Origin of the sequence: Paraburkholderia sp. J94, assembly GCF_905220285.1 — a bacterium.
Taxonomy (GTDB): Bacteria; Pseudomonadota; Gammaproteobacteria; order Burkholderiales; family Burkholderiaceae; genus Paraburkholderia; species Paraburkholderia tropica_A.
Window position 1 is genome coordinate 1 of sequence record NZ_CAJMZH010000021.1, and the last position, 25,721, is coordinate 25,721.

Here is a 25,721-nt window from a genome sequence, read left to right on the forward strand (position 1 = left end):
TTGTTGAAGAACCGACCCGCGGGTTTCTCGTCGCGGGCTTCGTTGCGGTGCTGCGTGCAGCGAAGGGGGCGAATATTAGCGCTCCCTGCACTACAGCGCAAGGGGGTGGCGGAAAATAATTCCGCCACCGGCCCGACGGGACTACCAGGCGACTACCCGGCCGCCTACTTGTTCTTGAACGCCGGCTTACGCTTCTCCACGAACGCAGCCATCCCCTCTTTCTGATCTTCCGTCGCGAACAGCGAATGGAACAGGCGGCGCTCGAAATGCACGCCCTCGGCCAGCGTCGTCTCGTAGGCGCGGTTCACCGCCTCCTTGGCCATCATCACAGCGGGCAGCGAGTATTCGCAGATCGTAGTTGCGGCCGCTATCGCCTCGTTCAGCAGATCCGCCGCCGGGATCACGCGCGACACCAGGCCCGCGCGCTCCGCCTCGGCCGCATCCATCATGCGCGCCGTCAGACACAGGTCCATCGCTTTCGCCTTCGACACCGCGCGCGGCAGACGCTGCGTTCCGCCCGCACCCGGAATCACCCCGAGCTTGATCTCCGGCTGGCCGAACTTCGCCGTATCGGCGGCAAAGATCATGTCGCACATCATCGCCAGTTCGCAGCCGCCACCGAGCGCGAAACCCGAAACCGCCGCAATGATCGGCTTGCGGATCGAGCGAATGGTCTCCCAGTTGCGCGTGATGTAGTCGCCCTTATAGACATCCATGAAGCTATAGGTCGCCATCATGCCGATGTCGGCGCCTGCTGCGAACGCCTTCTCGCTGCCCGTGATGACGATCGCGCCGATGTTCTCATCCGCGTCGAACGCCTTGAGCGCCGCGCCCAGTTCGTCCATCAAGGCGTCGTTGAGTGCGTTCAGCGCTTTCGGCCGGTTCAGCGTGATCAGACCGACTTTGCCGCGCGTCTCGACCAGGATGTTTTCGTACTCCATACGTCCTCCTTCCCTAATAGAAAAGTCCCAAAAATTTCTTTTACGCCGAAGTTTGACTAATGCTAACATTTGCCAACCAACCGGTCGGTCAATTAATTGGCGCGGGCCTCATCCAACCCCTCAATTCAAGTCGAGCCATGACACATCCGTTTTTCGACAAGCACGAAGGCCTGCTGCAGAAGGCGTTGGCCGCCATCGAGACGCGCGGCTACTGGAGCCCGTTCGCCGAAATGCCGAGCCCCAAAGTGTACGGTGAATCCGCCAGCGCAGACGGCGAAGCCGCGTTCAAGGCGCACCTGAATCACCCGTTCGAACTCGAGCAGCCTGCCAGCGGCGAAACCGTCGGCAGCGAGGCCTCGCCATTCGGTTTTGTGCTCGGCGCGCGTTACCCGAAGTCGACGCCCGACCAGTTGATTGACGCCGCTCAACAAGCACAACGCGACTGGCGCGCCGCGGGCCCCAAGGCCTGGGTGGGCGTGAGCCTCGAAATTCTCGAACGCCTGAACCGCGCGAGCTTCGAAATCGCCTATAGCGTGATGCACACGACCGGCCAGGCCTTCATGATGGCGTTCCAAGCAGGCGGCCCGCACGCGCAGGACCGCGCGCTCGAAGCGGTGACCTACGCGTGGGACCAGCTGCGCCGCATTCCCGCCGACGCGCACTGGGAAAAGCCGCAGGGCAAGAACCCGCCGCTCGCGATGCAAAAGCGCTTCACGGTCGTACCGCGCGGCACGGGCCTCGTGCTCGGCTGCTGCACGTTCCCGACCTGGAACGGCTACCCCGGCCTGTTCGCCGATCTGGCGACGGGCAACACGGTGATCGTCAAGCCGCACCCGGGCGCGATCCTGCCGCTCGCGATCACCGTGCGCATCGCGCGCGAGGTGCTGCGTGAAGCCGGTTTCGATCCGAACGTCGTCACGCTGCTCGCGACCGATCCCAACGACGGCGCGCTCGTCCAGCAACTCGCCCTGCGCCCCGAAATCAAGCTGATCGACTTCACTGGCAGCACGCAGAACGGCGACTGGCTCGAACAACACGCGCATCAGGCGCAGGTCTACACCGAAAAGGCCGGCGTGAACCAGATCGTGATCGACTCCGTGAGCGATCTGAAGTCCGCCGCGCGCAACATCGCCTTCTCGCTTTCGCTCTACTCGGGCCAGATGTGCACGGCGCCGCAGAACATCTACGTGCCGCGCGACGGCATCGAGACCGCCGAAGGCCACATGAGCTTCGATCAGGTCGCACAGGCCATCGCGGGAGCCGTCACGAAATTCGTAGCCGATCCGGCACGCGCCGTTGAAGTGCTCGGCGCGATCCAGAACGACGGCGTGACCGCACGCGTCGACGAAGCCCGCAAGCTGGGCAACGTGCTCGCCGACAGCCATGCGCTCGACCATCCGCAATTCCCGGGCGCACGCGTGCGCACGCCGCTCGTGCTCGCACTCGATGCGGGCCGCGACGCCGCGACGATCACGCGCGAATGGTTCGGCCCGATCTCGTTCGTGATCGCCACCGACTCCACCGCCCAGTCGCTGGCCCTCGCCGGGGCGACCGCGCGCGACCACGGCGCGCTCACGCTCTCGGTCTACAGCACGAGCGACGAAGTGATCGAAGCCGCCCACGAAGCGGCGATCACCGGCGGCGTGGCGCTGTCGGTCAATCTCACAGGCGGCGTGTTCGTCAATCAGTCGGCGGCCTTCTCGGACTTCCACGGCACCGGCGCGAACCCCGCCGCGAACGCCGCGCTGGCCGACGCCGCGTTCGTGGCGAACCGCTTCCGCGTGGTTCAGAGCCGCGTTCATGTTGAACCCAAAGCGGCGCCCGTTGCAGTCGGCTGAATGGCCTAGGCCGTTCGGCCGAATGGCGCACGACTGCCCGACCCTCTAGCATGCAAGGCATGAGCGCACTCCGCGCTCGTGCAGGAACCTGAGATGACCGAAGCCTATATCTGCGACGCGATTCGCACCCCGTTTGGCCGCTACGGCGGCGCCCTCAAGGACGTGCGCGCCGACGACCTCGCCGCCGTGCCCATCCGCGCGCTCGTCGAGCGCAACCCCGGCGTGGACTGGCGCGCACTCGACGACATCCTGTACGGCTGCGCCAACCAGGCAGGCGAAGACAACCGCAACGTCGCACGCATGGCCGCACTGCTCGCGGGCCTGCCCACCGAAGCGCCCGGCGGCACGCTCAACCGCCTGTGCGGTTCCGGCCTCGACGCCGTCGGCAGCGCCGCGCGCGCAATCAAGGCCGGCGAAGCGCGCCTGATGATCGCGGGCGGCGTGGAAAGCATGACGCGCGCGCCGTTCGTGATGGGCAAAGCCGCGTCCGCGTTCGCGCGCGACGCGAATATCCACGACACCACCATCGGCTGGCGTTTCGTCAACAAGCTGATGAAGCAGCAATATGGTGTCGATTCGATGCCCGAAACGGCGGAAAACGTCGCCGAGGAATTCAACATCAGCCGCGCCGATCAGGACGCGTTCGCGCTGCGCAGCCAGCAGAAGGCCGCGCGCGCGCAGAAGGACGGCACGCTCGCGCAGGAAATCGTCGCGGTCGAGATTGCGCAGAAGAAAGGCGATCCTGTGCGTGTCACGCTGGACGAACATCCGCGCGAGACCTCGCTCGAATCGCTCGGCAAGCTCAAGGGCGTGGTGAAGCCTGACGGCACAGTGACGGCCGGCAACGCTTCGGGCGTCAACGACGGCGCCTGCGCGCTGCTGCTGGCCAACGAGGAAGCCGCCGCCCAATATGGTTTGCGTCGGCGTGCACGCGTGCTCGGCATGGCAACGGCCGGCGTCGCGCCGCGCATCATGGGCATCGGGCCCGCGCCCGCCACGCAGAAGCTACTCGCGCAGCTCGGCATGACGCTCGACCAGTTCGACGTGATCGAACTCAACGAAGCGTTCGCGTCGCAAGGTCTCGCCGTGCTGCGCGCACTCGGCCTCGCCGACGACGACGCACGCGTGAACCCGAACGGCGGCGCGATCGCGCTCGGTCATCCGCTGGGCGCCTCGGGCGCGCGGCTCGTAACCACGGCGCTGCATCAGCTCGAACGCACGCAGGGCCGCTACGCGCTGTGCACGATGTGCATCGGCGTCGGCCAGGGCATCGCGCTGGCCATCGAGCGCGTTTGACGGCAAACGGCGCGACAGCGCCAACCTGGCAGCAGCACAGCGACCCGCCGGACGACGCAGCGCGGCGGGTCAGGAAGTCCTGAAAGCAGTCCCGAAAAGCAGGCATGGAGGAGACAACCGATGCCCTTTGAAGCGATCCGCGTCGAGACCGACGCAACCACGCGCGTGGCCACCGTCACGCTGAACCGCCCGGACAAGCTCAACAGCTTCACGCGCGCCATGCACCGCGAGCTCGCGGCGGCGCTCGACGAAGTCGAAGCCGCCGGCGCGCGCGCACTCGTGCTCACCGGCGCGGGCCGCGGCTTCTGCGCGGGCCAGGATCTCGCCGACCTCGACTTCACGCCTGGCGCGATGACCGACCTCGGGGCGCTCATCGACGAGCATTTCAATCCGCTGATCAAACGGCTGCAGGCGCTGCCGATGCCCGTGATCGCCGCCGTCAACGGCACCGCGGCGGGCGCGGGCGCAAATCTCGCGCTCGCGTGCGACCTCGTGCTGGCCGCGCGCTCCGCGAGCTTCATTCAGGCGTTCGTGAAAATCGGCCTCGTTCCCGATTCGGGCGGCACGTGGTTCCTGCCGAAGCGCGTGGGCATGGCTCGCGCACTCGGCCTTGCCATGACCGGCGACAAGCTGAGCGCCGAAAAAGCGGAAAGCTGGGGCCTCGTCTGGCAAGTGACCGACGACGCCGAACTCGCCGCCAGCGCTGCCGCGCTCGCCGCGCAACTCGCGAAGCAACCTACGCGCGCCATCGTCGCCACGCGCGAGGCGCTGCGCGCGTCGGCCACGAACACGCTCGATCAGCAGCTCGATCTCGAACGCGATCTGCAACGCGAACTGGGTGCATCCCACGACTACGCGGAAGGCGTGCAGGCCTTCGTCGAGAAACGCGCGCCGCGCTTCGAGGGCCGTTGATATGTCCACATCGATCTCCACGCGAGCGCTCGGCGACATGACGCCCGACGAACTCGCCCGCGCCACCGCGCAGGCCATGTACGAAGCCGACGGTTGCAGCCGCGCGCTCGGGATGGAACTGCTCGACGTGCGCGCCGGTTACGCGCGGCTTCGGATGGCCGTGCGGCCCGAATTCCTCAACGGTCACCAGATCTGTCACGGCGGCCTGATCTTCACGCTCGCCGATTCGACCTTCGCGTTCGCCTGCAACTCGTACAACCTCAACACGGTCGCCTCGGGCTGCTCGATCGAATTTCTGCGCCCCGTGCAGCCCGACGACGTGCTCACCGCCGAAGCCGTCGAACAGGTGCTGTCGGGCCGCAACGGCATCTACGACATCCGCGTGACGAATCGCGCCGGCGAGACCGTTGCCATGTTCAGAGGCAAATCCGCGCAGATCCGCGGCAACGTGATTCCTGTCGAGGCGTGACGCGCCCAGCGAACTCGCCCGCAACGCATTCATACTTAAAGCAACTGGAGACATCGATGACTAACCCGCTGCCGCTCGAGCCCATCGAAACGGCCAGCCGCGACGAACTCGCGGCGCTTCAGCTCGAACGGCTGAAATGGTCGCTGAACCACGCGTATGAGAACTCGCCGGTCTATCGCCGCAAGTTCGACGAAGCGGGTGTGCACCCGTCCGAGCTGAAGTCGCTCGCCGACCTCGCGCGCTTCCCGTTCACCACCAAGAAGGATCTGCGCGACAGCTACCCGTTCGGGATGTTCGCGGTGCCGCAGGAGCAGATCTCGCGCATTCACGCGTCGTCGGGCACGACGGGCAAGCCCACCGTGGTCGGCTACACGGCAAAAGACATCGACACCTGGGCGAATCTGGTCGCGCGCTCCGTGCGCGCGGCGGGCGCGCGGCGCGGCGACAAGGTGCACGTGAGCTACGGCTATGGCCTGTTCACGGGCGGCCTCGGCGCGCACTACGGCGCGGAACGTGCCGGTCTCACGGTGATTCCGTTCGGCGGCGGCCAGACCGAAAAGCAGGTGCAGCTGATCCAGGACTTCCGGCCCGACATCATCATGGTCACGCCGAGTTACATGCTCGCGATCGCCGACGAAATGGAACGTCAAGGCATGGACCCGGCCAGTTCGTCGCTGCGCATCGGTATCTTCGGCGCGGAGCCGTGGACCAACGACATGCGCGCGGCCATCGAGAAACGCATGGGCATCAAGGCCGTGGACATCTACGGTCTGTCCGAAGTGATGGGTCCGGGCGTCGCCTCGGAGTGCGCGGAAACGCAAGACGGCCCGACCATCTGGGAAGACCACTTCTACCCGGAGATCATCGACCCGGAAACCGGCGAAGTGCTGCCCGACGGCGAATTCGGCGAACTGGTCTTCACCTCGCTCACGAAGGAAGCGCTGCCCATCGTGCGCTATCGCACGCGCGATCTCACGCGCCTGCAGCCCGGCACCGCGCGCACGATGCGCCGCATGGAAAAGATCACGGGCCGCTCCGACGACATGCTGATCATCCGGGGCGTGAACGTGTTCCCCACGCAGATCGAGGAACTGCTGCTCAAGCAGCCCGCGCTCGCACCGCACTATCAGATCATTCTCACGAAGGAAGGTCCGATGGATGTCATGACGCTCAACTGCGAGCCGTGCCCGGAAACCGCGCCCGACTATGGCGCGCTCGATGCGGCCGCGAAGGCGCTCGCCTATGACATCAAGGCGCTGATCGGCGTGACGGCGAAGATCAATGTGCTCGACGTGAACGGCATCGAGCGTTCGGTCGGCAAGGCCAGGCGCGTGATCGACAAGCGGCCGAAGTAAGGCCAGACGAGCGCGCATAGATCAATCGCGCAGCCAATAAAAAAGCCGGCTGATCAGCCGGCTTTTTTCATGCGATCAAGCAACTCGAAGCTCAGGAGTTCGGGAACAGCAGCCACATGCGGCCGCCCTGCTTCATCTTGCCCGCGAGGTCGCCCGCATCGTCGCCGAGTCCCCAGAAGTAGTCGGCGCGCACGCCGCCCTTGATCGCCGAGCCGGTGTCCTGCGCGAACACGAGGCGGTTCAGCGGCGTATTCGTGAGCGGACGCGTGGTCGTCAAGAACACCGGCGTGCCGAGCGGAATCGACGACGGATCGACCGCAATCGAACGCTCCGGCGTCAGCGGCACGCCGAGCGCGCCGATCGGGCCGTCGGTGCCGCCTTGCGCCGAGCCTTCCCCCGACGGCATCTCGCGGAAAAACACGAAGCGCGGATTGGTGTCGAGCAGCGCGTCGACGCGCGTCGGATTCGCGCGCGCCCACGCCTTGATGCCCTGCATCGTGGCCTGCGCGGGCGTGAGTTCGCCGCGATCGAGCAGCCAGCGTCCGATCGACTTGTACGGCTGATTGTTCGTACCGCCGAAGCCCACGCGCATCACGCTGCCGTCTTCCATCACGATGCGGCCCGAGCCCTGCACCTGCAGGAAGAACGCCTCGATCGGATCGTCGACCCAGACGAGTTCGTTGCCGCTCAGGATGCCCGCACGTTCGAGCTGCGCGCGCGGCGGCAGCGCGGCGCCCGCGCGATAGCCGGACGGCCAGCGATAAAGCGCGGTCTGATAGATGCCGTGGCGCGTGCGCGAGCCATGCAGCAGCGGCTCGTAGTAACCGGTGACGAGGCCGTCGAGCGTGCCGTCGTTATTGGCGAACTGATAAGGCGTGAAGTACGCCTCGAAGAAGGCGCGTGCGCCGGAAGCGTCGAGGTCGTCGAGTTGCGAAGCCGCCGCGCAGGCGCGCTGCCAGCGCGGCTCGCGGGCGAGGCGCGTGCAGTTCGCGCGCAGTGCCGCCGTCGCGCCGATCAGCGAATCGTCCTGCCAGCCCGGCACCTGCTGCCACGCAACCGGCGTGAGCCGCTGCGCCGCGATCTGCGCGGGCAATGTGGGCGAACCCTTGGGCGGCGTGGTGCGCACGTAGCTCGGGCCGCCGCACGCGGCCAGCAGCGCCGCCAGCGACGCGGCGCCGACCAGGCCGCCGATGCGCCCGAAGCTGGCGTTCCCCGCCTTTCCGAAGCCGCGGCGCGCGCGCTCGCGCAGCGCCGTTAATCCCGGCATCACCCCGGAAAAGCGCGCGAAAACGCGCCTACAATGTTTGCTCTCGATGGATGCCGCCATGTCTGATCTGCTCGACGAATACCCGATGCTCATGTTTGGTCTGGAAGCGCTGCTCGCGCTGTTCCTGCTGATTTTCATCGTTGTGTGGACCGCGTCGGGCAGGAAGAAGCACAAGCGCGCCCCGCACGCGCCGCACGACGGGCGTCAGGACTAGCAGACCGCGAAATCGGGGAACGGTTCAACGGATGTCAGTGCAGCGTGCGCGGCATGCGCAGCACGAACTCGGGCACCGGCGCCTCGAAACGCTCGGCGTCCTCCGCCACGCAGAAGTACTCGCCGCGCATGGTGCCGACGGGCGTGGCGATCATCGCCCAGCTCGTGTATTCGAATTGCTCGCCCGGCTTGAGCAGCGGCTGATGGCCGACCACGCCCAGACCCTTCACTTCCTGGACCTTCTCGTCGCTGTCGGTAATGATCCAATGGCGCGCGATCAGCTGCGCGCTCACCTGGCCGGTGTTGCGGATGGTCAGCGTGTACGCAAACGCATATTGCCGGCGCTCGGGATCCGACTCTTCGGGCAGGTAGCGCACCTGCGACGTCACGCTGAATTCGTACTGACTCATCCTCTTTCCAATCGCTGTTTCTGACCCGCGGGTTTCGGACCACGATGGTTTCGCCCACTGCGGCACGACCGGGGTCGTAAATTCTTACGCGGTGCAAGGCGTCCGCGCGCCGCCGTCGCGGCGGACCGCGCGAAATTGCATTCTGCTTGATGCGGCAGGCACCCGCAACCGCCGCGGACCGCCGCGAGCGCGTCCTGGCCGAATGGCCAACGTGCGTCCCGCAGGCGTGCGCCCCGCCGCGCTGACGCTAAAATACGGTTTTTACGTCTAATTTCCGCTTACCGCCATGACGCAATTCCGCATTGCCCCCAGTATCCTGTCCGCCGACTTCTCGCGTCTTGGCGAGGAAGTCCGCAACGTCGTCGCGGCCGGCGCCGACTGGATCCACTTCGACGTGATGGACAACCATTACGTGCCGAACCTCACCATCGGCCCGCTGGTCTGCGAGGCGATCCGCCCGCACGTGGACGTGCCCATCGACGTGCATCTGATGGTGCGCCCGGTCGACCGCATCGTGCCCGACTTCGCCAAGGCCGGCGCGAACCTCATCAGCTTCCACCCGGAAGGCTCGGACCATATCGACCGCACGCTGTCGCTGATCCGCGACCACGGCTGCAAGGCCGGTCTCGTCTTCAACCCGGCCACGCCGCTGAACTACCTCGACCACGTGATGGACAAGGTCGACCTCGTGCTGATCATGTCGGTGAACCCGGGCTTCGGCGGCCAGTCGTTCATCCCCGAGGCGCTGAACAAGCTGCGCGAGGCGCGCGCGAAGATCGACGCGTACACGGCGCGCACCGGCCGCGAGATCCATCTGGAAGTGGACGGCGGCGTGAAGGTCGACAACATCGCCGAAATCGCGGCGGCGGGCGCGGACGCCTTCGTGGCCGGCTCGGCCATCTTCGGCAAGCCCGACTACAAGGCCGTGATCGACCAGATGCGTGCCCAGCTCGCCACCGTGAAGGCCGGCGCGCAATGAGCGCCGACTTCAAGGCCGTCAAATTCACCGCGCCGCGCATCGAGGCGGCGCTGATCGACCTCGACGGCACCATGGTCGATACCGCCGACGACTTCGCCGCGGGCCTGAACGGCATGCTCGCGCAGTTCGACGCCGAGGAAACCACGCGCGAAGAGGTCATGGGCTACGTGGGCAAAGGCTCGGAGCATCTGATCAAGAGCGTGCTGGCCCCGCGTTTTCCCGCCGACGACGCCCAGGCGCGTTTCGACGAGGCGCTCGCGATCTATCAGGACGAGTACGCGAAGATCAACGGCCGCCACACGCATCTGTACCCGGACGTGGAAGTGGGCCTCGCCGCGCTGCGCGCCCAGGGCATCAAGCTCGCCTGCGTGACGAACAAGCCGCACCGCTTCGCTGTCGAGCTGCTCCAGCAGTACGGCCTCTCGCCATACTTCGAGGTCGTGCTGGGCGGCGACAGCCTGGCGAAGAAAAAGCCCGACCCGCTGCCCATGCTCACGGCGTGCGAGCAGCTCGGCGTGAATCCGGCGTCGGCGGTGGCCATCGGCGATTCGGAGAACGATGCGATCGCGGGCCGCGCGGCCGGCATGGCCACGCTCACGGTGCCTTACGGCTACAACCACGGCCAGCCTGTACAAAAAATTGAGTCGGATGGTATAGTTGCCACGCTGCTCGACGCCGCCAAGGCGGTCGCAGCACACAATGATCTGACTTAAGTTCTCAACTGAACGTCAACGACCCTCATGTTTCTGAATAAAAAACGGAGTCTGAGCAGCATCGACCGGGGAGCCTGGCCCTGGCGTCGCTGGTCGCGCTAACCTCACTCGAGGTTCGCTGAAGTCGCGTGCTTGTCTCAAGTTCGCTTCCCCTTCAGCTCCGTTTTTTACTTCGCTGCGCTCTCGCGCGTGTCTCGTCTCTAAACTGTTGCGGTCAACCGTCGGCTGGTCTTGCCGTGGGCTGTCGCGATCCTTGCATGTCGATTCGTCGCGTGCCGGGCCGCCAGCGCCTACGTCTCGCTTCCGCCTCCGATCGTCCGCACGCCGGCCCGGCAGACGCCTTGTGCGTCCGTGGGCCGCACGAGCGAGCGCCAGCGGCCAACTAGCACTCAAAACAGACGCCTTCGCGTTCACCGCGCGCCCCCTTTTGAGCCGCACTGGGCCCGCACCCCACGCCGCGACCGGCAGCACGAACAGGATCGGAACATGACCGAACTCGAATTCCAGTCTCTCGCCAACGAGGGCTACAACCGCATCCCGCTGATCGCCGAAGCACTCGCCGATCTGGAAACGCCGCTTTCGCTGTATCTGAAGCTCGCGCAGCCCGAGCGCGGCGGCGCCAACTCGTTTCTGCTCGAATCCGTCGTCGGCGGCGAGCGGTTCGGGCGCTACTCGTTCATCGGCCTGCCCGCGCGCTCGCTGCTGCGCGTGAGCAACGGCATCTCGGAAGTCGTGCGCGACGGCCAGGTGATCGAAACCCACGACGGCGACCCGCTCGAATTCATCGCGCAGTACCAGTCGCGCTTCAAGGTCGCGCAGCGCCCCGGCCTGCCGCGCTTCTGCGGCGGCCTCGCCGGCTACTTCGGCTACGACGCGGTGCGCTACATCGAGAAGAAGCTCGCCGACACCTGCCCGCCCGACGACCTCGGCCTGCCCGACATCCAGCTGCTGCTCGCCGAGGAAGTCGCGGTGATCGACAATCTCGCGGGCAAGCTCTATCTGATCGTCTACGCCGATCCGCAAACGCCCGAGGCCTACACGAAGGCCAAGCTGCGCCTGCGCGAACTCAAGCAGCGCCTGCGCACGACGGTGCAGCCGCCGGTCACGAGCGCGAGCGTGCGCACCGAAACGTTCCGCGAGTTCAAGAAGGACGATTACCTCGCGGCCGTGCGCAAGGCCAAGGAATACATCGCCGCGGGCGAGTTGATGCAGGTTCAGGTCGGCCAGCGCCTGACCAAGCCGTATCGCGACAATCCGCTCTCGCTCTATCGCGCGCTGCGTTCGCTGAACCCGTCGCCGTACATGTACTACTACAACTTCGGCGAATTCCACGTGGTGGGCGCGTCGCCGGAAATCCTGGTGCGTCAGGAGCAGCGCGGCGAGGACCGCATCGTGACGATCCGTCCGCTCGCGGGCACGCGTCCGCGCGGCAACACGCCTGAGCGCGACGCCGAACTCGCGACCGAACTGCTCAACGACCCGAAGGAAATCGCCGAGCACGTCATGCTGATCGACCTCGCGCGCAACGACGTGGGCCGCATCGCGGAGATCGGCTCGGTGTCCGTGACCGACCAGATGATCATCGAAAAGTACTCGCACGTGCAGCACATCGTGAGTTCGGTGGAAGGCAAGCTCAAGCCCGGCGTGAGCAACTTCGACGTGCTGCGCGCGACCTTCCCGGCCGGCACGCTCTCGGGTGCGCCGAAGGTGCGCGCGATGGAACTCATCGACGAACTCGAACCGGTGAAGCGCGGCCTCTACGGCGGCGCGGTCGGCTACCTCTCGTTCAACGGCGAGATGGATCTGGCGATCACGATCCGCACGGGCGTCATCCATAACGGCAATCTGTATGTGCAGGCCGCGGCCGGCGTGGTCGCCGATTCGGTGCCCGAGTCGGAATGGCAAGAAACGGAAAACAAGGCGCGCGCCGTGCTGCGCGCCGCCGAGCAGGTGCAGGACGGCCTCGACAGCGACTTCTGAGCGGAGAAAGACCATGTTGCTCATGATCGACAACTACGATTCGTTTACCTACAACATCGTCCAGTACTTCGGCGAACTCGGCGAAGACGTGCGCACGTATCGCAACGACGAAATCACCATCGACGAGATCAAGGCGCTCAACCCGAAGCGCATCTGCCTTTCGCCGGGACCGAGCAACCCGCAGCACGCGGGCATCACGCTCGCCGTGCTGAGCGAGTTCGCGGGCAAGACGCCGATTCTCGGCGTGTGCCTCGGCCATCAGGCTATCGGCGAGGCGTTCGGCGGCCGCGTGGTGCGCGCGAAAACCATCATGCACGGCAAGGTCAGCCAGATCGAAACCGACTGCAAGGGCGTGTTCGCCGATCTGCCGAAGCACTTCAACGTCACGCGCTATCACTCGCTCGCGATCGAGCGCGAGTCGCTGCCCGATTGCCTCGAAGTGACCGCGTGGACCGACGACGGCGAAATCATGGGCGTGCGTCACCGCGAACTCGCGGTCGAAGGCGTGCAGTTCCATCCCGAATCGATCCTCTCGGAGCACGGCCACGCGCTGTTCGAGAATTTCCTGAAGCAGACCCACAGCGCTTGATACGGAGGCGAGCACCATGTCCATTACCCCGCAGGAAGCGCTGCAACGCACGATCGAGCACCGCGAGATCTTCCACGACGAGATGCTCCATCTCATGCGCATGATCATGCGCGGCGAGCTCTCGCCCGTGCTCTCGGCGGCCATCATCACGGGCCTGCGCGTCAAGAAGGAAACCATCGGCGAGATCGCGGCGGCCGCGACCGTGATGCGCGAGTTCGCGAACCACGTCGAAGTGAAGGACAACTCGAACTTCATCGACATCGTCGGCACCGGCGGCGACGGCTCGCACACGTTCAACATCTCCACGGCGTCGATGTTCGTCGTCGCGGCGGCGGGCGCGAAGGTCGCGAAGCACGGCAATCGCGGCGTGTCGAGCAAGTCGGGCAGCGCGGACGTGCTCGAAGCGCTCGGCGTGAACATCGACCTGCAGCCGGACCAGGTGGCCGCGTCGATCGCCGAAACGGGCATGGGCTTCATGTTCGCGCCCAACCATCATCCGGCGATGAAAAACATCGCCGCCGTGCGCCGCGAACTGGGCGTGCGCACCATCTTCAACATCCTCGGCCCGCTCACGAATCCGGCCGGCGCGCCCAATCAGCTGATGGGCGTGTTCCACCCGGACCTCGTCGGCATTCAGGTGCGCGTGATGCAGCGCCTCGGCGCGAAGCACGTGCTCGTGGTGTACGGCAAGGACGGCATGGACGAGGTCTCGCTCGGCGCGGCCACGCTGGTCGGCGAGCTGAAGGACGGCGAGATTCGCGAGTACGAAATCCACCCCGAAGACTTCGGCCTGCAGATGGTCTCGAACCGCTCGCTCAAGGTCGAAAACGCCGACGAGTCGAAGGCGATGCTGCTCGGCGCGCTCGCGAACGAGCCGGGCACGGCGCGCGAAATCGTCACGCTGAACGCGGGCACCGCGCTCTACTCGGCCAACGTCACGAACTCGATCGCCGACGGCATCGCGCTGGCGCGCGAAACGCTCGCCAGCGGCCGCGCGCGCGCCAAAGTCGACGAACTGGTACGCTTCACGCAACAGTTCAAGCGTGCGTGACCTGCGTAGTTGACACGCTGATTAACACGCTGATCCCGCACCGTTTTTAGCCGAATTTTGTTGAAACCATGAGCGACATCCTCGAAAAAATCATCGCCGTGAAGCGCGAAGAAGTGCGCGCCGCGGAACAGAGCGCCCCGCTCGAAGAACTGCGTCTCGCGGCGAGTTCGCGCGATCTGCGCGACTTCGTCGGCGCGCTGCGCGCGAAGCACGCGAACGGCCAGGCGGCCGTGATCGCCGAAGTGAAGAAGGCCAGCCCGTCGAAAGGCGTGCTGCGCGAAAACTTCGATCCCGCCGAGATCGCGCGCTCGTACGCCGGTCACGGCGCCGCGTGCCTGTCCGTGCTCACCGACGTGCAGTTCTTCCAGGGCAGCGTCGCGTATCTGCAAGCCGCGCGCGCCGCGTGCGACCTGCCGGTGTTGCGCAAGGACTTCATCGTCGATCCGTACCAGATCGTCGAAGCGCGCGCGATGGGCGCCGACGCGATCCTGCTGATCGCCGCCGCGCTCGAACCGGGCCAGATGCGCGACCTCGAAGCGCTCGCGCATTCGCTCGGTCTCGCGGTGCTCGTCGAAGTGCACGACCGCGCCGAACTCGATCACGCGCTCACGCTGAAGACGCCGCTCATCGGCATCAACAACCGCAATCTGCGCACCTTCGAAACCACGCTGCAAACCACCATCGGCATGCTCGACGACGTGCCCGAAGACCGCATCGTCGTGACGGAATCGGGCATTCTTTCGCGCGCCGATGTCGAAAAGATGCGCGAGCTGTCCGTGCATAGCTTCCTCGTCGGCGAGGCGTTCATGCGCGCGGAACAGCCGGGCGCGGAACTCGCGCGCATGTTCTTCTGAGCGCGTAGCGACATGGGTATCGAACGCGAAATCAAGCTCGCGCTGCCGCAGGACCAGGTCGACGCGGCGCTGCGTTTCTTCGAAGCGCGCGCGGGCGCGCCGGGTCATCCGATCCGGCTCGAAAACATCTACTTCGACACGCCGCAGCTCACGCTCGCGCGCGCGAAAAGCGCGCTGCGACTGCGCCGCGCGCCCGAGGGCTGGCTGCAAACGTTCAAGACGGTGGGCGTGTCGCAGAACGGTCTGCACGCGCGTCACGAGTGGGAAATGCCGGTCGCGGGCGAGGCGCTCGAGATCGACAGGCTGCTGCACGAGTGCGACGAATCGGGCGTCTCGACGGCGCTGTCCGGCGCCGCTTCGGCGCTCATTCCGCTCTTTCGCACCGATTTCACGCGCACGCTGTGGACGCTCGACGTCGGCGGCGCGCAGGTGGAAGCGGCCGTCGATCAGGGCGAAATCACGGCCGATGTGAACGGCGAGGCGCGCAGCACGCCGATCTGCGAAATCGAGCTCGAACTGAAGGCCGCGAAGGACGATGGCGAAGCCGCGCTGCGCGCGCTCGCGGCCGAACTCGCGCAAGCGCTGCCGGGTCTCGCGCCCGACGACATCAGCAAGGCGCAGCGCGGTTACCAGCTGCGCGAAGGCTGAAACTCAGGCCAACTCGACCTTGCGCATCCGCGACAGCAGATGCGGGCCGTGCCACTGCTGCTCGATGATCTCGAATGCGCCGGTGAAGCCGTACATGTCGGCCCACCGGTGCTTGTCGTCGAAGTAAAGCGGGAACGTTTCTTCGGTGATGAAATTCACGTGCGTCGGGTCGCGAAACGTGGATGCGTGCGGATAGGCCGGTGTCAGCGAAAGAAACTGCCCGCCGACTTTCAGCACGCGCCAGATCTCGTTCATCAGCTCGACAAAGCAGTTGCGGCGCTGCGGCGCGTAGAGCAGCCGTGGCACGTGCTCGATGAAATCGAACGCCGTGACGAAATCGAACATCCCGGATTCGAACGGAATCGGCTCGATCACGAGGTCGGCGGAGACGATGTTCGGCCCCAGATTGCGAACGTCGACCCCGTAGAGCTCGTTCGCATTGAACGGATTCTTCAGATTCGGGCCGCAGCCTAAATCGAGTGTCTTGGTGTTGCTCACGTCAGCCTCTGTCGATGTCAGTTAGTACGCACGGGACTATAGGGCGCGCTCAAAAACACCCATATCAAAAATCCCCGGACTGAATCGTCGATGCCCCGTTCGCCGCGCACCGAAACGCACCTCGAAGCGCGTCTCGAAACGCACCGGATCGCGCCGCACTGCATTGAATCCCCGCGCGATTGCTGCGACACTTGCCGCCCATGACTCCCACAAAACGCACGACGCGCCTCGCGCAGCCGGTGCAGACTTCGCTTTTCGACGACGAAGCGCCCGACGCCGCGCAGGCCACGCTCGACGAACCGGCGCAGCCCGAGGTCGATCCGCGTCAGATCACGATTTTCTCGCTGTTCGACGCCGACGAATTCCCGGCGCCCGCACTCGCGAACCCGATTCCGGCGCACGCGGCGCAACCCGCGCTTGCGAGCGCCGCTGCGCCTGACACCCACGCATCCGACACCCAGCTAGCCATCATGTCCCAGGTTTCCGACACGCCGCGCCTCGAAGACCAGTTCGCCGCCCTGCCCGACGCCTGGCGCGACCTGCTCACGCCGTTCACCGCGAGCGACGCCTACGCGCCGCTGTGCCGTTTCGTCGACGACGAGCGCGCCGCCGGCAAGACCGTTTATCCCGCCGATGTGTTCCGCGCGCTGCGCCTCACCTCGCCCGACGACGTGAAAGTGGTGATCCTCGGCCAGGACCCGTATCACGGCGACGACCGCGGCACGCCGCAAGCGCACGGTCTCGCGTTTTCGGTGCCGCCGGGCGTGCGTCCGCCGCCGTCACTGCGCAACATGTTCAAGGAAATCGCGGCGAGTCTCGGCATCGACGCGCCCGCGCACGGCTGTCTCGACGCCTGGGCGCGTCAGGGCGTGCTGCTGCTCAACACCGTGCTGACGGTCGAGCGCGCGAACGCGGCGAGCCACGCGAAACGCGGCTGGGAACGCTGCACCGACACGCTGATCCACGAACTGGCCACGCGCCACAAGCATCTCGTGTTCATGCTGTGGGGCGCGCACGCGCAGAACAAGCGCGCGCTGCTCGGCAACGGCGAGCATTGCGTGCTGGAAGCGCCGCATCCGTCACCGTTGTCGGCGCATCGCGGCTTTCTGGGCTGCGGGCACTTCGTGCAGGCCAACGCGTATTTGCAGGCGCACGACCGCGCGCCGATCGAATGGCGTCTGCCCGAGGTCGGCGAAGTGCTGGCCTGATCTGCGAATCCAGCGGATCTGCGGATTCACTGATCCGCCCAGCGCCCGCGCCCCACGAAGCGCGCGCGCAAGAAAAAACGCCACGAAATCGCTTTCGTGGCGTTTTGCTTTGCAGCGGAGGAATCGGGCTTAGGCAGCCGCGATTGCCTCGCGTGCGCTCGCGAGTGCGGCGCTGGCTGCGTCCGGGCCCATGTTCAGGCCTTCAGCGTAGATGAAGCTCACGTCGGTCATGCCGAGGAAGCCGAGGAACGACTTCAGGTACGGCGTCTGGCTGTCGTGCGGGGTGCCTTGGTACTTGCCGCCGCGTGCCGAAACCACGAACACCTTCTTGCCCTTCACGAGGCCTTCGGGACCGTTCGCCGTGTACTGGAACGTGATGCCGGCGCGGGCGATCCAGTCGAAGTACGTCTTCAGTTGCGACGAGATGCCGAAGTTGTACAGCGGTGCGCCGATCACGACGATGTCCGCGGCTTGCAGTTCGGCGATCAGCGCTTCGCTGCGCGCGGCGATCGCTTGCTGTTCCGGCGAACGCTGGTCGGCGGGCGTGAAGAACGCGCCGAGCACGGCGTCGTCGAGGTGCGGCAGCGGGTCGGCTTGCAGGTTGCGCGTGACGACCTTCGCGCCGGCGTTCGACTGTTGCAGCTTCTCCGTCAGTTCGTTGACGAGCAGCGTCGACTGGGCGCCTTGCGAGCGGGCGGCGGAATTGATTTGCAGGATCGTGGTCATGGTGGCTCCTTCGGGTCTGTTTGCGCAACGTTGCGCGAGTGAAGGCATTGTGTTTTTTTGCCGCCTCGCGAAAAAGACCTCCGCCGATGACGGATTGTTGCAACGGTAGAACAATCCCCGGGATAAAAAAACGGCCGGATCGATGAGATCCAGCCGTTCTCGCCGACGCCCGCTGACAACCCGCGCGCGCCGATGCCCGTCCAGTCAGCATCAGACCGCCAGCCAGCGCTCGCGCAAGGCACGCGGCGCGGGCCGCTTGTCGGTGACGCTGAGCTTGTAGCGCGCGACATCGGGCTGATCGAGGGTCAGACGCGCGACGCGCAGTTCGTCGCGGCGGAACGCGTGGATCTCGACCTTCGCGCCCGGCTGATAGCGCGCGAGCAGGCCGTCGAGGTTCGAGCCGGTCACGCGCAGGCCGTCGAGCGCCACCAGCGTGTCGCCGGCCGAGAGACCGGCCTTCTGCGCCGCGCCGCCCTCGTAGACGACCGCCAGCGTGGCCTCCGCGCCGCCGCGCAGGCGCGCGCCCAGCGACGGCTTCGCGCCGCGCTCCGGCTCGCCTTCGAGCTTCACGCCGAACGGTTCGAGCAGCGCCGCGAGCGGCAGATCGCGCGTGCCGCGCACCGCGTCGCTAAAGAGCGCGCCCAGTTCCACGCCGGTCGCCTCGGCGATCAGCGCCTCGACGTCGTCCTCGCCCACGCCCACCGGCTTGCCGCGATAGAAGTCGCGGCCGTAACGCTGCCACAGCAGGCGCATCACGTCGTCGAGCGACTTGCGGCCGCTGGTTTCGGCGCGAATCGTCAGATCGAATGCGAGCGCGACGAGCGAGCCCTTCGTGTAGTAGCTGACGATGGCGTTGGCCGCGTTTTCGTCCTGGCGGTAGTACTTCACCCACGCGTCGAAGGAGCTTTCGGCGACGCTCTGCTTCAGACGCCCCGCGCCGCGCAGCACGCCGGCGACCGTCTTGCCGACGAGGCCGAAGTAATCGTCGGCGGAAATCAGGCCGCTACGCACGAGGATCAGGTCGTCGTAGTACGAGGTGAACCCTTCGAACAGCCACAGCAGCGACGTGTAGTCCTCGCGCGTGAAGTCGTACGGCACGAACGCGGCGGGCTTGATGCGCTTCACGTTCCAGGTGTGGAAGTACTCGTGGCTGCACAGGCCGAGATAGGTGCGGTAGCCGTCCGAGGTCTCGGGCTTGCCCTTCACGGGCAGATCGGTGCGGTTGCAGATCAGCGCCGTCGAGGCGCGGTGTTCGAGGCCGCCGTAGCCGTCGCTGACCGCCTGCGTCATGAACACGTAGCGCTCCATCGGCGCGCGCTTCGTGCGCGGCTCGAACAGCGAGATCTGCGCCTCGCAGATCTTCTGCAGATCGGCGGCGAGGCGCTCCATGTCGAGCGCCACCACGCGCCCGGCGATCACGATGTCGTGCGGCACGCCGTGCGCCTTGAAGCTCGCGAGCGTGAAGTCGCCGAGCGTCACCGGATGGTCGATCAGCTCGTCGTAGTTCATGGCCGCGTACTCGCCGAAGCCGTAGCGCTTGGTGCCGCGCGCCTCGGTGAGCGCAGTGGCGACGCGCCAGTGACGGTACGCGTGGCCGTCCGGGCGCTGGATATCGACGACGTGCTGCGCCTCTTCATGGCCGAGCGCCGCGAGAAACACGCTCGTGCCGTTGAAGAAGCCCGCCGTGTCGTCCAGATGCGCGGCGCGCACCGAGAGATCCCACGCGTAGACCTCGTAGCGCAGCGTGAGCGCGCCCTTCACCGGCGCGGCCTGCCACGTGTGCTTGTCGGTCTTGCTCACGCGCACCTTGCGGCCCGCGTCGTTGACGGCGCGCAGCGTAACGATGTTGCGCGCGAACTCGCGCACCATGTAGCTGCCCGGAATCCACACGGGCAGCATGAAGCGCTGGCCGTCCGGCGCGGGATCGTCGACGGTGAGCGTCACTTCGAACAGATGCGCGGCGGGGTTCTTCGGGACGATGGTGTATCGGATCGGCTTCATCGGCGGGATCGGTGGTGTTCGGTTCAGCGGGTTCGGCGGGGTTCGCGGACAGCGGCGGCGGCGCATTCGTGGCGGATCGCGTCGCGCGCGTCGATAGAACTCTGCAGCAAAAAAACGGCGGACAAAAAAGCACCGGCCGCAAAGGCGGCCGGCGTATCGGGTTTCGCGTCAGCGAGCGGCGCTCAAGGCGCTTTCGAGCCGGTCCGCGCTGACCGCGCCCGGCAGGCGGGTGCCGTCGGCGAGGATCACGGTGGGCGTACCGGTCACGTTCATCTTCGCGCCCAGCTGGAGATTGCTGTCGATCGCGGCGGTGTTGCAGGTGCCGGCGGCCGTGGGCGCCTTGCGGTCCACCATCCACGATTCCCACGCCTTCGCGCGGTCCGACGAACACCAGATCTGCTTGGCCTTCTGCGTGGAATCCGGGGACAGCACCGGATACAGGAAGGTGTAGACCGTCACGTTGTCGACCGACTTCAGCGTGGTTTCGAGCTGATGGCAGTACGGGCAGTTCGGGTCGGAGAACACGGCGATCTTGCGCTTGCCGTCGCCCTTCACGACCTTCACCGCGTTTTCGAGCGGCAGCTTCGAGAAGTCGATCTTGTTGATTTCGGCGAGGCGCGATTCGGTGAGATTGCGGTGCGCCTTGGCGTCGATGAGGTCGCCGGTCAGCACGTAGTCGCCGTTGGCGTCGCTGTAGACGATCTGCGAGCCGAGGTTCACCTCGTAGAGGCCCGCGACCGGCGCCTTGGTGATGCCCTTGATGTCGCCGCTGTCGATGCCGAGGCGCGACTGCAGCGCCGTCTTGATCTTGTCCGTGGTCTGGTCGGCTTGCGCCGAGCAGCCGAGCACCGAAGCGACCGTCGCGAGGGCGAGCGCGGCAATGCGAATACGCTTTTGCATGTGAAGCATTCCTGATTCGGGCGCGCGGCGCGATGCGAAGCGTCGCGCGCGAAACGTTGCGGATGGGTTCGCGGCGAACCCGTTGGCGAAGCGGCGTCGCGGAACGTCCCGATTCTTCGCCGCTGGCTCAAACATCCATTCTAAGCTGCCTCGCGGCGCGGTACCGGAAATGTCCCGCGCGTGCGTGCGTGCCCAGACGGAAGCCAGTCGGGAATTCAGCCGAGCGCCGACGCCACGAGCCAGCGCTTGACGAGCGGCTGCGCGCCGACAAACGCCATGCCGGTGTTGCGCACGGCGCGCGCGAGCGTGCCGGGCACGGCGAAGATACGCTGCAGACCGTCGGTGGCCACGACGAGCTTCTGGATGTCTTCGCGGCGGCCGCGTTCGTAGCGGCGCAGCAGAACCGTGTCGCCGAGATCGCGGAACGCTTCCTTCTGCGTGACGACATCGACGAGCGCGGCCACGTCGCGCAGCCCGAGATTGACGCCCTGACCCGCGAGCGGGTGGATCAGATGCGCGGCGTCGCCGACCAGCGCGACGCGCGGCGCGATCAGCTTGTCGACGGTTTGCAGCGAGAGCGGGAAGCCGCGCGCGGGCGTGACGCATTCGAGCGCGCCGTGCTGGCGCTGCGTGACGCGCTCCACTTCGGCGGCGAGCTGCTCCGGTTCGAGCGTGAGCAGTTCGTCGGCGTGATCCGTCTGCGCCGACCAGACGAGCGACACGTGCTGATCGGGCAGCGGCAGCAACGCGATGATCTCGCCGTCGCGGAAGCATTGATACGCGCATTCGCCGTGCGGTTTTTCCGCGCGGAAATTGGCGACCACGCCGGTTTGCCGATAGTCGCGGCGCTCGACCTTCGCGCCGATCTGCGCGCGCACCCACGAATGCGCGCCGTCGGCGCCGATGGCCAGATCGGCCTCGATCGTGCGGCCGTTCGCGAGGCCGACCACGGCGGCGCCGGGATTGACGTCGAGCGTTTGCGCGCGCGAGTCGATCCACGTGAGATTGGGCTGGAAATGCAGCGCGGAGTCCATCGCGCGCTCGATCAGCGACGATTCGGCGATCCACGCGAGCTGCGACACCGACGCCTGATACGCCGAGAAGTGCAGTTCCGCGGCGGCGTCGCCGAACACGCGCATGTCGTAGACGGGCGTGAGCCGCGTGGCGTCCGCCGCCTGCCAGACCCGCAGCCGCTCGAACAGCGCCTGCGAGCTGCGCGAAAAGGCGTAGACGCGCGCGTCGAACACGGCGCCGGGCGGCAGCGGCGCGCAAGGCTGCGCGAGCAGCGCCACGCGCAGGCCGTTCTGGGTCAGCGCCAGCGCCGCCGCCTTGCCGACGAGCCCGCCGCCGATCACGGCGACGTCAAAGGTCTGGTTGCTTGCAGTCATCCGCGCATTATAGCCGCGGGCCCTTGTGAGACAGGGCCGGATGGGCGCGATGTTGCGGTGCGGCAAGCGGGTGCGGCGGCGCGCGGGGCGACACATCGGCGACGCATCGGCGGCGCATCGGCCGACATTCGATTCAGCGGATTCCGGTCGAGCCGCGCGCCGTTTCGCGGCATGCGCGGCATGCCCGCCGATAGCGCCCTTTTCCGCGCCCCGCCATTGCGGCGCACCGCTCACCAAAGCCGCGCGCGGACAAGGTTACAATTACGGTTTTCGTGACTTCGCGTCACGCCCCCGACGTGCATTCCGGGCCGTCCCCGGCTCGCCTCCAGGCGAGCGCCGGCACTGCCAGGCAGCGGACGCCCGAGCCCGGCGCGCCGCACGTCGCCACCCTGACATGCAGAGATTTCCATGAGCCTCAAATGCGGCATCGTCGGCTTGCCTAACGTCGGCAAGTCCACCCTCTTCAACGCGCTGACCAAGGCAGGCATCGCCGCCGAGAACTATCCGTTCTGCACGATCGAGCCGAACGTCGGCGTCGTGGAAGTGCCGGATCCGCGCCTGAAGGCGCTCTCGGAGATCGTCAAGCCCGAGCGCGTCGTGCCGGCCGTGGTCGAGTTCGTCGACATCGCGGGCCTGGTCGCGGGCGCGAGCAAGGGTGAAGGCCTGGGCAACCAGTTCCTCGCCAACATCCGCGAAACCGATGCGATCACACACGTCGTGCGCTGCTTCGAAGACGAAAACGTGATCCACGTCGCGGGCAAGGTCGATCCGCTCGCCGACATCGAAGTCATCAACACCGAACTGGCGCTCGCCGACCTCGCCACCGTCGAAAAGTCGCTCACGCGCTACTCGAAGGCCGCCAAGTCGGGCAACGACAAGGAAGCCGCGAAGCTCGTCGCCGTGCTCGAAAAAGCGCGCGCGCAGCTCGACCAGGCCAAGCCCGTGCGCGCGCTCGACCTGAACGAAGACGAGCTGGCGCTCCTCAAGCCGTTCTGCCTGATCACCGCGAAGAAGACGATGTACGTCGCGAACGTGAAGGACGACGGCTTCGAGAACAACCCGTACCTCGACGCCGTGCGCAAGCACGCCGAAGCCGAAGGTGCGCCGGTCGTGGCCGTGTGCGCCGCAATCGAAGCCGAAATCGCCGACCTCGACGACGAAGACAAGGCCGCGTTCCTCGCCGACATGGGCATGCAGGAGCCGGGCCTCGACCGCGTGATCCGCGCGGGCTTCCGTCTGCTCGGCCTGCAAACGTACTTCACGGCAGGCGTGAAGGAAGTGCGCGCGTGGACGATCCATGTCGGCGACACGGCCCCGCAGGCCGCCGGCGCGATCCACACGGACTTCGAGCGCGGCTTCATCCGCGCGCAGACCATCGCGTTCGACGACTACATCCAGTACAAGGGCGAAACCGGCGCGAAGGAAGCCGGCAAGATGCGCGCCGAAGGCAAGGAATATGTCGTGCACGACGGCGACGTGATGAACTTCCTGTTTAACGTCTAAGCGCAACGTCCAGGCACAACGTCTAAGCAACGTTCGCCGGAAGCGCCGAAAAAGCCCGCTTGCAAGCGGGCTTTTTTACGGGCGACGATGCGCCGGGCCGATTGTCGCCCTCCGCGGCCGCCCATCTCTCCCGCGCCGCCCGCGCCCCGTACAATAGCGGTTTGCGCATCCCGCCCGATGGCGATCATCGCGCGGTCTGCACGCGGCTCGCGCCGCGTTTCAAGACAGAATTCCGCCCCTTTTTCTCCCGTTTTTCAGACTCCAAAGACACTCTCATGGCCCAATACGTCTTCACCATGAACCGGGTCGGCAAGATCGTGCCGCCCAAACGCCAGATCCTGAAGGACATTTCGCTGTCGTTCTTCCCGGGCGCGAAGATCGGTCTGCTCGGCCTGAACGGTTCGGGCAAGTCCACGCTCATCAAGATCATGGCCGGCGTCGACAAAGACATCGAAGGCGAAGCCACGCCGATGCCCAACCTGAACATCGGCTATCTGCCGCAGGAACCGCAGCTCGACCCGGAAAAGACCGTGCGCGAAGCCGTCGAGGAAGGTCTGGGCGAAGTGTTCGGCGCGCAGAAGAAGCTCGACGAAATCTACGCCGCCTATGCCGAGCCGGACGCCGACTTCGACGCGCTGGCCGCCGAGCAGGCCAAGTACGAAGCGATCCTCGCCACGACCGACGGCAGCGCCGAACAGCAGATCGAAATCGCCGCCGACGCCCTGCGTCTGCCGGCCTGGGACGCGAAGATCGGCAATCTCTCGGGCGGTGAAAAGCGCCGCGTGGCGCTGTGCAAGCTGCTGCTCGAAAAGCCCGACATGCTGCTGCTCGACGAACCGACCAACCACCTGGACGCCGAATCGGTCGAGTGGCTCGAACAGTTCCTCACGCGCTTCCCGGGCACGGTCGTCGCCGTGACCCACGATCGCTACTTCCTGGATAACGCCGCCGAGTGGATTCTCGAACTCGACCGCGGCCACGGCATTCCCTGGAAGGGCAACTACTCCAGCTGGCTCGACCAGAAGGAAGAGCGCCTGAAGCAGGAAGAAGCGACGGAATCGGCGCGCCAGAAGGCCATCAAGAAGGAACTGGAGTGGGTGCGCCAGAATCCGAAGGGCCGTCAGGCGAAGTCGAAGGCGCGTATCGCGCGCTTCGAGGAACTGTCGAGCACCGATTACCAGAAGCGCAACGAAACGCAGGAAATCTTCATTCCGGCGGGCGAGCGTCTGGGCAACGAAGTCATCGAGTTCAAGAACGTCAGCAAGTCGTACGGCGACCGTCTGCTGATCGACGACCTCAGCTTCAAGATTCCGGCGGGCGCGATCGTCGGCATCATCGGACCGAACGGCGCCGGCAAGTCGACGCTGTTCCGCATGCTCACGGGCAAGGAGCAGCCGGATTCGGGCGAAATCGTGCAAGGTCCGACGGTCAAGCTCGCCTACGTCGACCAGAGCCGCGACGCGCTGGCCGCCAGCAAGACCGTGTTCGAGGAAATCTCGGGCGGCGCCGACGTGCTGACGGTGGGCAAGTACGAAACGCCGTCGCGCGCGTACATCGGCCGCTTCAACTTCAAGGGCGGCGACCAGCAGAAGATCGTCGGCAACCTGTCGGGCGGTGAACGCGGCCGTCTGCATCTGGCCAAGACGCTGATTTCGGGCGGCAACGTCCTGCTGCTGGACGAACCGTCGAACGACCTCGACGTCGAAACGCTGCGCGCGCTCGAAGACGCCCTGCTCGAATTCGCGGGCTCGGTGATGGTGATCTCGCACGATCGCTGGTTCCTCGACCGTATCGCCACGCACATCCTGGCGTTCGAAGGCGACTCGCAAGTCACGTTCTTCGACGGCAACTATCAGGAATACGAGGCCGACAAGATCAAGCGTCTGGGCGAGGAAGCGGCGCGTCCGAAGCGTCTGCGCTACAAGCCGATCTCGCGTTGATTGCGCTGATTGCGTTGAACTCCCCCATCGCGCGCCGCCGCT

23 protein-coding genes are annotated in these 25,721 nt (G+C 66.1%); 15 read left to right on the forward strand and 8 right to left on the reverse strand.

What is annotated here, in order from left to right:
• Window positions 1–164: 164 nt before the first annotated feature.
• The gene (locus U4Y88_RS33200) at window positions 165–941 is read right to left on the reverse strand and encodes an enoyl-CoA hydratase (RefSeq protein ID WP_321789203.1); all 777 of its coding nucleotides are present in this window, start codon (window positions 939–941) and stop codon (window positions 165–167) included.
• A 137-nt stretch (window positions 942–1,078) separates the two neighbouring features.
• Here U4Y88_RS33200 and paaN point away from each other — a divergent pair, with 137 nt between their 5' ends.
• The 5 genes from paaN to paaK all read left to right on the forward strand — a co-directional run bounded on the left by paaN (window position 1,079) and on the right by paaK (window position 6,811).
• Window positions 1,079–2,779, forward strand: a complete 1,701-nt coding sequence (gene paaN / locus U4Y88_RS33205; RefSeq protein ID WP_321789116.1) for a phenylacetic acid degradation protein PaaN — start codon at window positions 1,079–1,081, stop codon at window positions 2,777–2,779.
• A gap of 93 nt (window positions 2,780–2,872) precedes the next feature.
• Window positions 2,873–4,075 (forward strand): 3-oxoadipyl-CoA thiolase, encoded by a 1,203-nt coding sequence (gene pcaF / locus U4Y88_RS33210; RefSeq protein WP_321789119.1) that lies wholly within the window; start codon window positions 2,873–2,875, stop codon window positions 4,073–4,075.
• 120 nt (window positions 4,076–4,195) lie between these two features.
• Window positions 4,196–4,987 (forward strand): 2-(1,2-epoxy-1,2-dihydrophenyl)acetyl-CoA isomerase PaaG, encoded by a 792-nt coding sequence (gene paaG / locus U4Y88_RS33215; protein WP_224014279.1) that lies wholly within the window; start codon window positions 4,196–4,198, stop codon window positions 4,985–4,987.
• A gap of 1 nt (window position 4,988) precedes the next feature.
• Window positions 4,989–5,456, forward strand: a complete 468-nt coding sequence (gene paaI, locus U4Y88_RS33220) for a hydroxyphenylacetyl-CoA thioesterase PaaI (RefSeq protein ID WP_321789120.1) — start codon at window positions 4,989–4,991, stop codon at window positions 5,454–5,456.
• A 56-nt stretch (window positions 5,457–5,512) separates the two neighbouring features.
• The gene (gene paaK / locus U4Y88_RS33225; RefSeq protein WP_321789122.1) at window positions 5,513–6,811 is read left to right on the forward strand and encodes a phenylacetate--CoA ligase PaaK; all 1,299 of its coding nucleotides are present in this window, start codon (window positions 5,513–5,515) and stop codon (window positions 6,809–6,811) included.
• Window positions 6,812–6,902: 91 nt separating this feature from the next.
• Here the strand turns inward: paaK and U4Y88_RS33230 are convergent, their stop codons facing one another.
• Both U4Y88_RS33230 and apaG read right to left on the reverse strand, forming a co-directional pair.
• On the reverse strand, window positions 6,903–8,216 hold the full coding sequence (locus U4Y88_RS33230) for a murein transglycosylase A (RefSeq protein WP_321789123.1): 1,314 nt from the start codon (window positions 8,214–8,216) through the stop codon (window positions 6,903–6,905).
• Window positions 8,217–8,326: 110 nt separating this feature from the next.
• Entirely contained in the window at window positions 8,327–8,701 is a 375-nt protein-coding gene (gene apaG / locus U4Y88_RS33235) for a Co2+/Mg2+ efflux protein ApaG (protein ID WP_321789125.1), read from the reverse strand.
• A gap of 286 nt (window positions 8,702–8,987) precedes the next feature.
• On the opposite strand from apaG, the gene rpe reads away from it, so the two are divergent.
• The 7 genes from rpe (at window position 8,988) to U4Y88_RS33270 (ending at window position 15,515) form a co-directional block, all read left to right on the forward strand.
• Entirely contained in the window at window positions 8,988–9,680 is a 693-nt protein-coding gene (rpe, locus tag U4Y88_RS33240) for a ribulose-phosphate 3-epimerase (protein WP_224014271.1), read from the forward strand.
• Window positions 9,677–10,393, forward strand: a complete 717-nt coding sequence (locus tag U4Y88_RS33245; RefSeq protein WP_310630349.1) for a phosphoglycolate phosphatase — start codon at window positions 9,677–9,679, stop codon at window positions 10,391–10,393. The genes rpe and U4Y88_RS33245 overlap by 4 nt, the downstream gene beginning before the upstream one ends.
• Window positions 10,394–10,879: 486 nt before the next feature.
• Window positions 10,880–12,373 carry an anthranilate synthase component I gene (gene trpE / locus U4Y88_RS33250; RefSeq protein ID WP_224014267.1) on the forward strand — a complete coding sequence of 498 codons (1,494 nt, stop codon included), beginning with the start codon at window positions 10,880–10,882 and terminating at the stop codon, window positions 12,371–12,373.
• Window positions 12,374–12,386: 13 nt separating this feature from the next.
• Window positions 12,387–12,962 carry an aminodeoxychorismate/anthranilate synthase component II gene (locus tag U4Y88_RS33255; RefSeq protein ID WP_321789127.1) on the forward strand — a complete coding sequence of 192 codons (576 nt, stop codon included), beginning with the start codon at window positions 12,387–12,389 and terminating at the stop codon, window positions 12,960–12,962.
• 16 nt (window positions 12,963–12,978) lie between these two features.
• A complete protein-coding gene (gene trpD / locus U4Y88_RS33260; RefSeq protein WP_224014263.1) occupies window positions 12,979–14,013 on the forward strand; it encodes an anthranilate phosphoribosyltransferase in 1,035 nt (344 codons plus the stop codon).
• A gap of 68 nt (window positions 14,014–14,081) precedes the next feature.
• Window positions 14,082–14,867 carry an indole-3-glycerol phosphate synthase TrpC gene (gene trpC / locus U4Y88_RS33265; protein ID WP_321789129.1) on the forward strand — a complete coding sequence of 262 codons (786 nt, stop codon included), beginning with the start codon at window positions 14,082–14,084 and terminating at the stop codon, window positions 14,865–14,867.
• A gap of 12 nt (window positions 14,868–14,879) precedes the next feature.
• Complete coding sequence (locus U4Y88_RS33270) at window positions 14,880–15,515, forward strand: CYTH domain-containing protein (RefSeq protein ID WP_310630347.1); 636 nt, start codon at window positions 14,880–14,882, stop codon at window positions 15,513–15,515.
• Between the two features lie 3 nt (window positions 15,516–15,518).
• Here U4Y88_RS33270 and U4Y88_RS33275 read toward each other — a convergent pair whose 3' ends face one another.
• Window positions 15,519–16,013 (reverse strand): class I SAM-dependent methyltransferase, encoded by a 495-nt coding sequence (locus tag U4Y88_RS33275; RefSeq protein ID WP_321789131.1) that lies wholly within the window; start codon window positions 16,011–16,013, stop codon window positions 15,519–15,521.
• 200 nt (window positions 16,014–16,213) lie between these two features.
• Between U4Y88_RS33275 and U4Y88_RS33280 the strand changes: the two genes are divergently transcribed.
• Complete coding sequence (locus U4Y88_RS33280) at window positions 16,214–17,221, forward strand: uracil-DNA glycosylase (protein ID WP_321789133.1); 1,008 nt, start codon at window positions 16,214–16,216, stop codon at window positions 17,219–17,221.
• Between the two features lie 129 nt (window positions 17,222–17,350).
• On the opposite strand, the gene U4Y88_RS33285 is transcribed toward U4Y88_RS33280, so the two are convergent.
• The 4 genes from U4Y88_RS33285 to U4Y88_RS33300 form a co-directional block, all read right to left on the reverse strand.
• The gene (locus tag U4Y88_RS33285) at window positions 17,351–17,947 is read right to left on the reverse strand and encodes an FMN-dependent NADH-azoreductase (protein WP_224014254.1); all 597 of its coding nucleotides are present in this window, start codon (window positions 17,945–17,947) and stop codon (window positions 17,351–17,353) included.
• A 210-nt stretch (window positions 17,948–18,157) separates the two neighbouring features.
• Window positions 18,158–19,948: a PDZ domain-containing protein gene (locus U4Y88_RS33290; protein ID WP_321789135.1), complete on the reverse strand. Its 1,791-nt coding sequence runs from the start codon at window positions 19,946–19,948 to the stop codon at window positions 18,158–18,160.
• A 168-nt stretch (window positions 19,949–20,116) separates the two neighbouring features.
• Window positions 20,117–20,848, reverse strand: a complete 732-nt coding sequence (locus tag U4Y88_RS33295; RefSeq protein WP_310632576.1) for a DsbC family protein — start codon at window positions 20,846–20,848, stop codon at window positions 20,117–20,119.
• Between the two features lie 215 nt (window positions 20,849–21,063).
• Window positions 21,064–22,236: a UbiH/UbiF family hydroxylase gene (locus U4Y88_RS33300; protein WP_321789137.1), complete on the reverse strand. Its 1,173-nt coding sequence runs from the start codon at window positions 22,234–22,236 to the stop codon at window positions 21,064–21,066.
• A gap of 408 nt (window positions 22,237–22,644) precedes the next feature.
• On the opposite strand from U4Y88_RS33300, the gene ychF reads away from it, so the two are divergent.
• The gene (gene ychF / locus U4Y88_RS33305; protein ID WP_224014247.1) at window positions 22,645–23,739 is read left to right on the forward strand and encodes a redox-regulated ATPase YchF; all 1,095 of its coding nucleotides are present in this window, start codon (window positions 22,645–22,647) and stop codon (window positions 23,737–23,739) included.
• Between the two features lie 275 nt (window positions 23,740–24,014).
• Window positions 24,015–25,679 carry an energy-dependent translational throttle protein EttA gene (ettA, locus tag U4Y88_RS33310; protein WP_224014239.1) on the forward strand — a complete coding sequence of 555 codons (1,665 nt, stop codon included), beginning with the start codon at window positions 24,015–24,017 and terminating at the stop codon, window positions 25,677–25,679.
• The last annotated feature ends 42 nt before the right edge of the window (window positions 25,680–25,721 follow it).

Coding starts and splice junctions, on each gene's coding strand:
- U4Y88_RS33200 (WP_321789203.1), bottom strand. CDS start 941: ATGGAGTACGAAAACATCCTGGTCGAGACGCGCGGCAAAGTCGGTCTG.
- paaN (WP_321789116.1), top strand. CDS start 1,079: ATGACACATCCGTTTTTCGACAAGCACGAAGGCCTGCTGCAGAAGGCG.
- pcaF (WP_321789119.1), top strand. CDS start 2,873: ATGACCGAAGCCTATATCTGCGACGCGATTCGCACCCCGTTTGGCCGC.
- paaG (WP_224014279.1), top strand. CDS start 4,196: ATGCCCTTTGAAGCGATCCGCGTCGAGACCGACGCAACCACGCGCGTG.
- paaI (WP_321789120.1), top strand. CDS start 4,989: ATGTCCACATCGATCTCCACGCGAGCGCTCGGCGACATGACGCCCGAC.
- paaK (WP_321789122.1), top strand. CDS start 5,513: ATGACTAACCCGCTGCCGCTCGAGCCCATCGAAACGGCCAGCCGCGAC.
- U4Y88_RS33230 (WP_321789123.1), bottom strand. CDS start 8,216: ATGAAAATCAGCAGGAACAGCGCGAGCAGCGCTTCCAGACCAAACATG.
- apaG (WP_321789125.1), bottom strand. CDS start 8,701: ATGAGTCAGTACGAATTCAGCGTGACGTCGCAGGTGCGCTACCTGCCC.
- rpe (WP_224014271.1), top strand. CDS start 8,988: ATGACGCAATTCCGCATTGCCCCCAGTATCCTGTCCGCCGACTTCTCG.
- U4Y88_RS33245 (WP_310630349.1), top strand. CDS start 9,677: ATGAGCGCCGACTTCAAGGCCGTCAAATTCACCGCGCCGCGCATCGAG.
- trpE (WP_224014267.1), top strand. CDS start 10,880: ATGACCGAACTCGAATTCCAGTCTCTCGCCAACGAGGGCTACAACCGC.
- U4Y88_RS33255 (WP_321789127.1), top strand. CDS start 12,387: ATGTTGCTCATGATCGACAACTACGATTCGTTTACCTACAACATCGTC.
- trpD (WP_224014263.1), top strand. CDS start 12,979: ATGTCCATTACCCCGCAGGAAGCGCTGCAACGCACGATCGAGCACCGC.
- trpC (WP_321789129.1), top strand. CDS start 14,082: ATGAGCGACATCCTCGAAAAAATCATCGCCGTGAAGCGCGAAGAAGTG.
- U4Y88_RS33270 (WP_310630347.1), top strand. CDS start 14,880: ATGGGTATCGAACGCGAAATCAAGCTCGCGCTGCCGCAGGACCAGGTC.
- U4Y88_RS33280 (WP_321789133.1), top strand. CDS start 16,214: ATGACTCCCACAAAACGCACGACGCGCCTCGCGCAGCCGGTGCAGACT.
- U4Y88_RS33285 (WP_224014254.1), bottom strand. CDS start 17,947: ATGACCACGATCCTGCAAATCAATTCCGCCGCCCGCTCGCAAGGCGCC.
- U4Y88_RS33290 (WP_321789135.1), bottom strand. CDS start 19,948: ATGAAGCCGATCCGATACACCATCGTCCCGAAGAACCCCGCCGCGCAT.
- U4Y88_RS33295 (WP_310632576.1), bottom strand. CDS start 20,848: ATGCAAAAGCGTATTCGCATTGCCGCGCTCGCCCTCGCGACGGTCGCT.
- U4Y88_RS33300 (WP_321789137.1), bottom strand. CDS start 22,236: ATGACTGCAAGCAACCAGACCTTTGACGTCGCCGTGATCGGCGGCGGG.
- ychF (WP_224014247.1), top strand. CDS start 22,645: ATGAGCCTCAAATGCGGCATCGTCGGCTTGCCTAACGTCGGCAAGTCC.
- ettA (WP_224014239.1), top strand. CDS start 24,015: ATGGCCCAATACGTCTTCACCATGAACCGGGTCGGCAAGATCGTGCCG.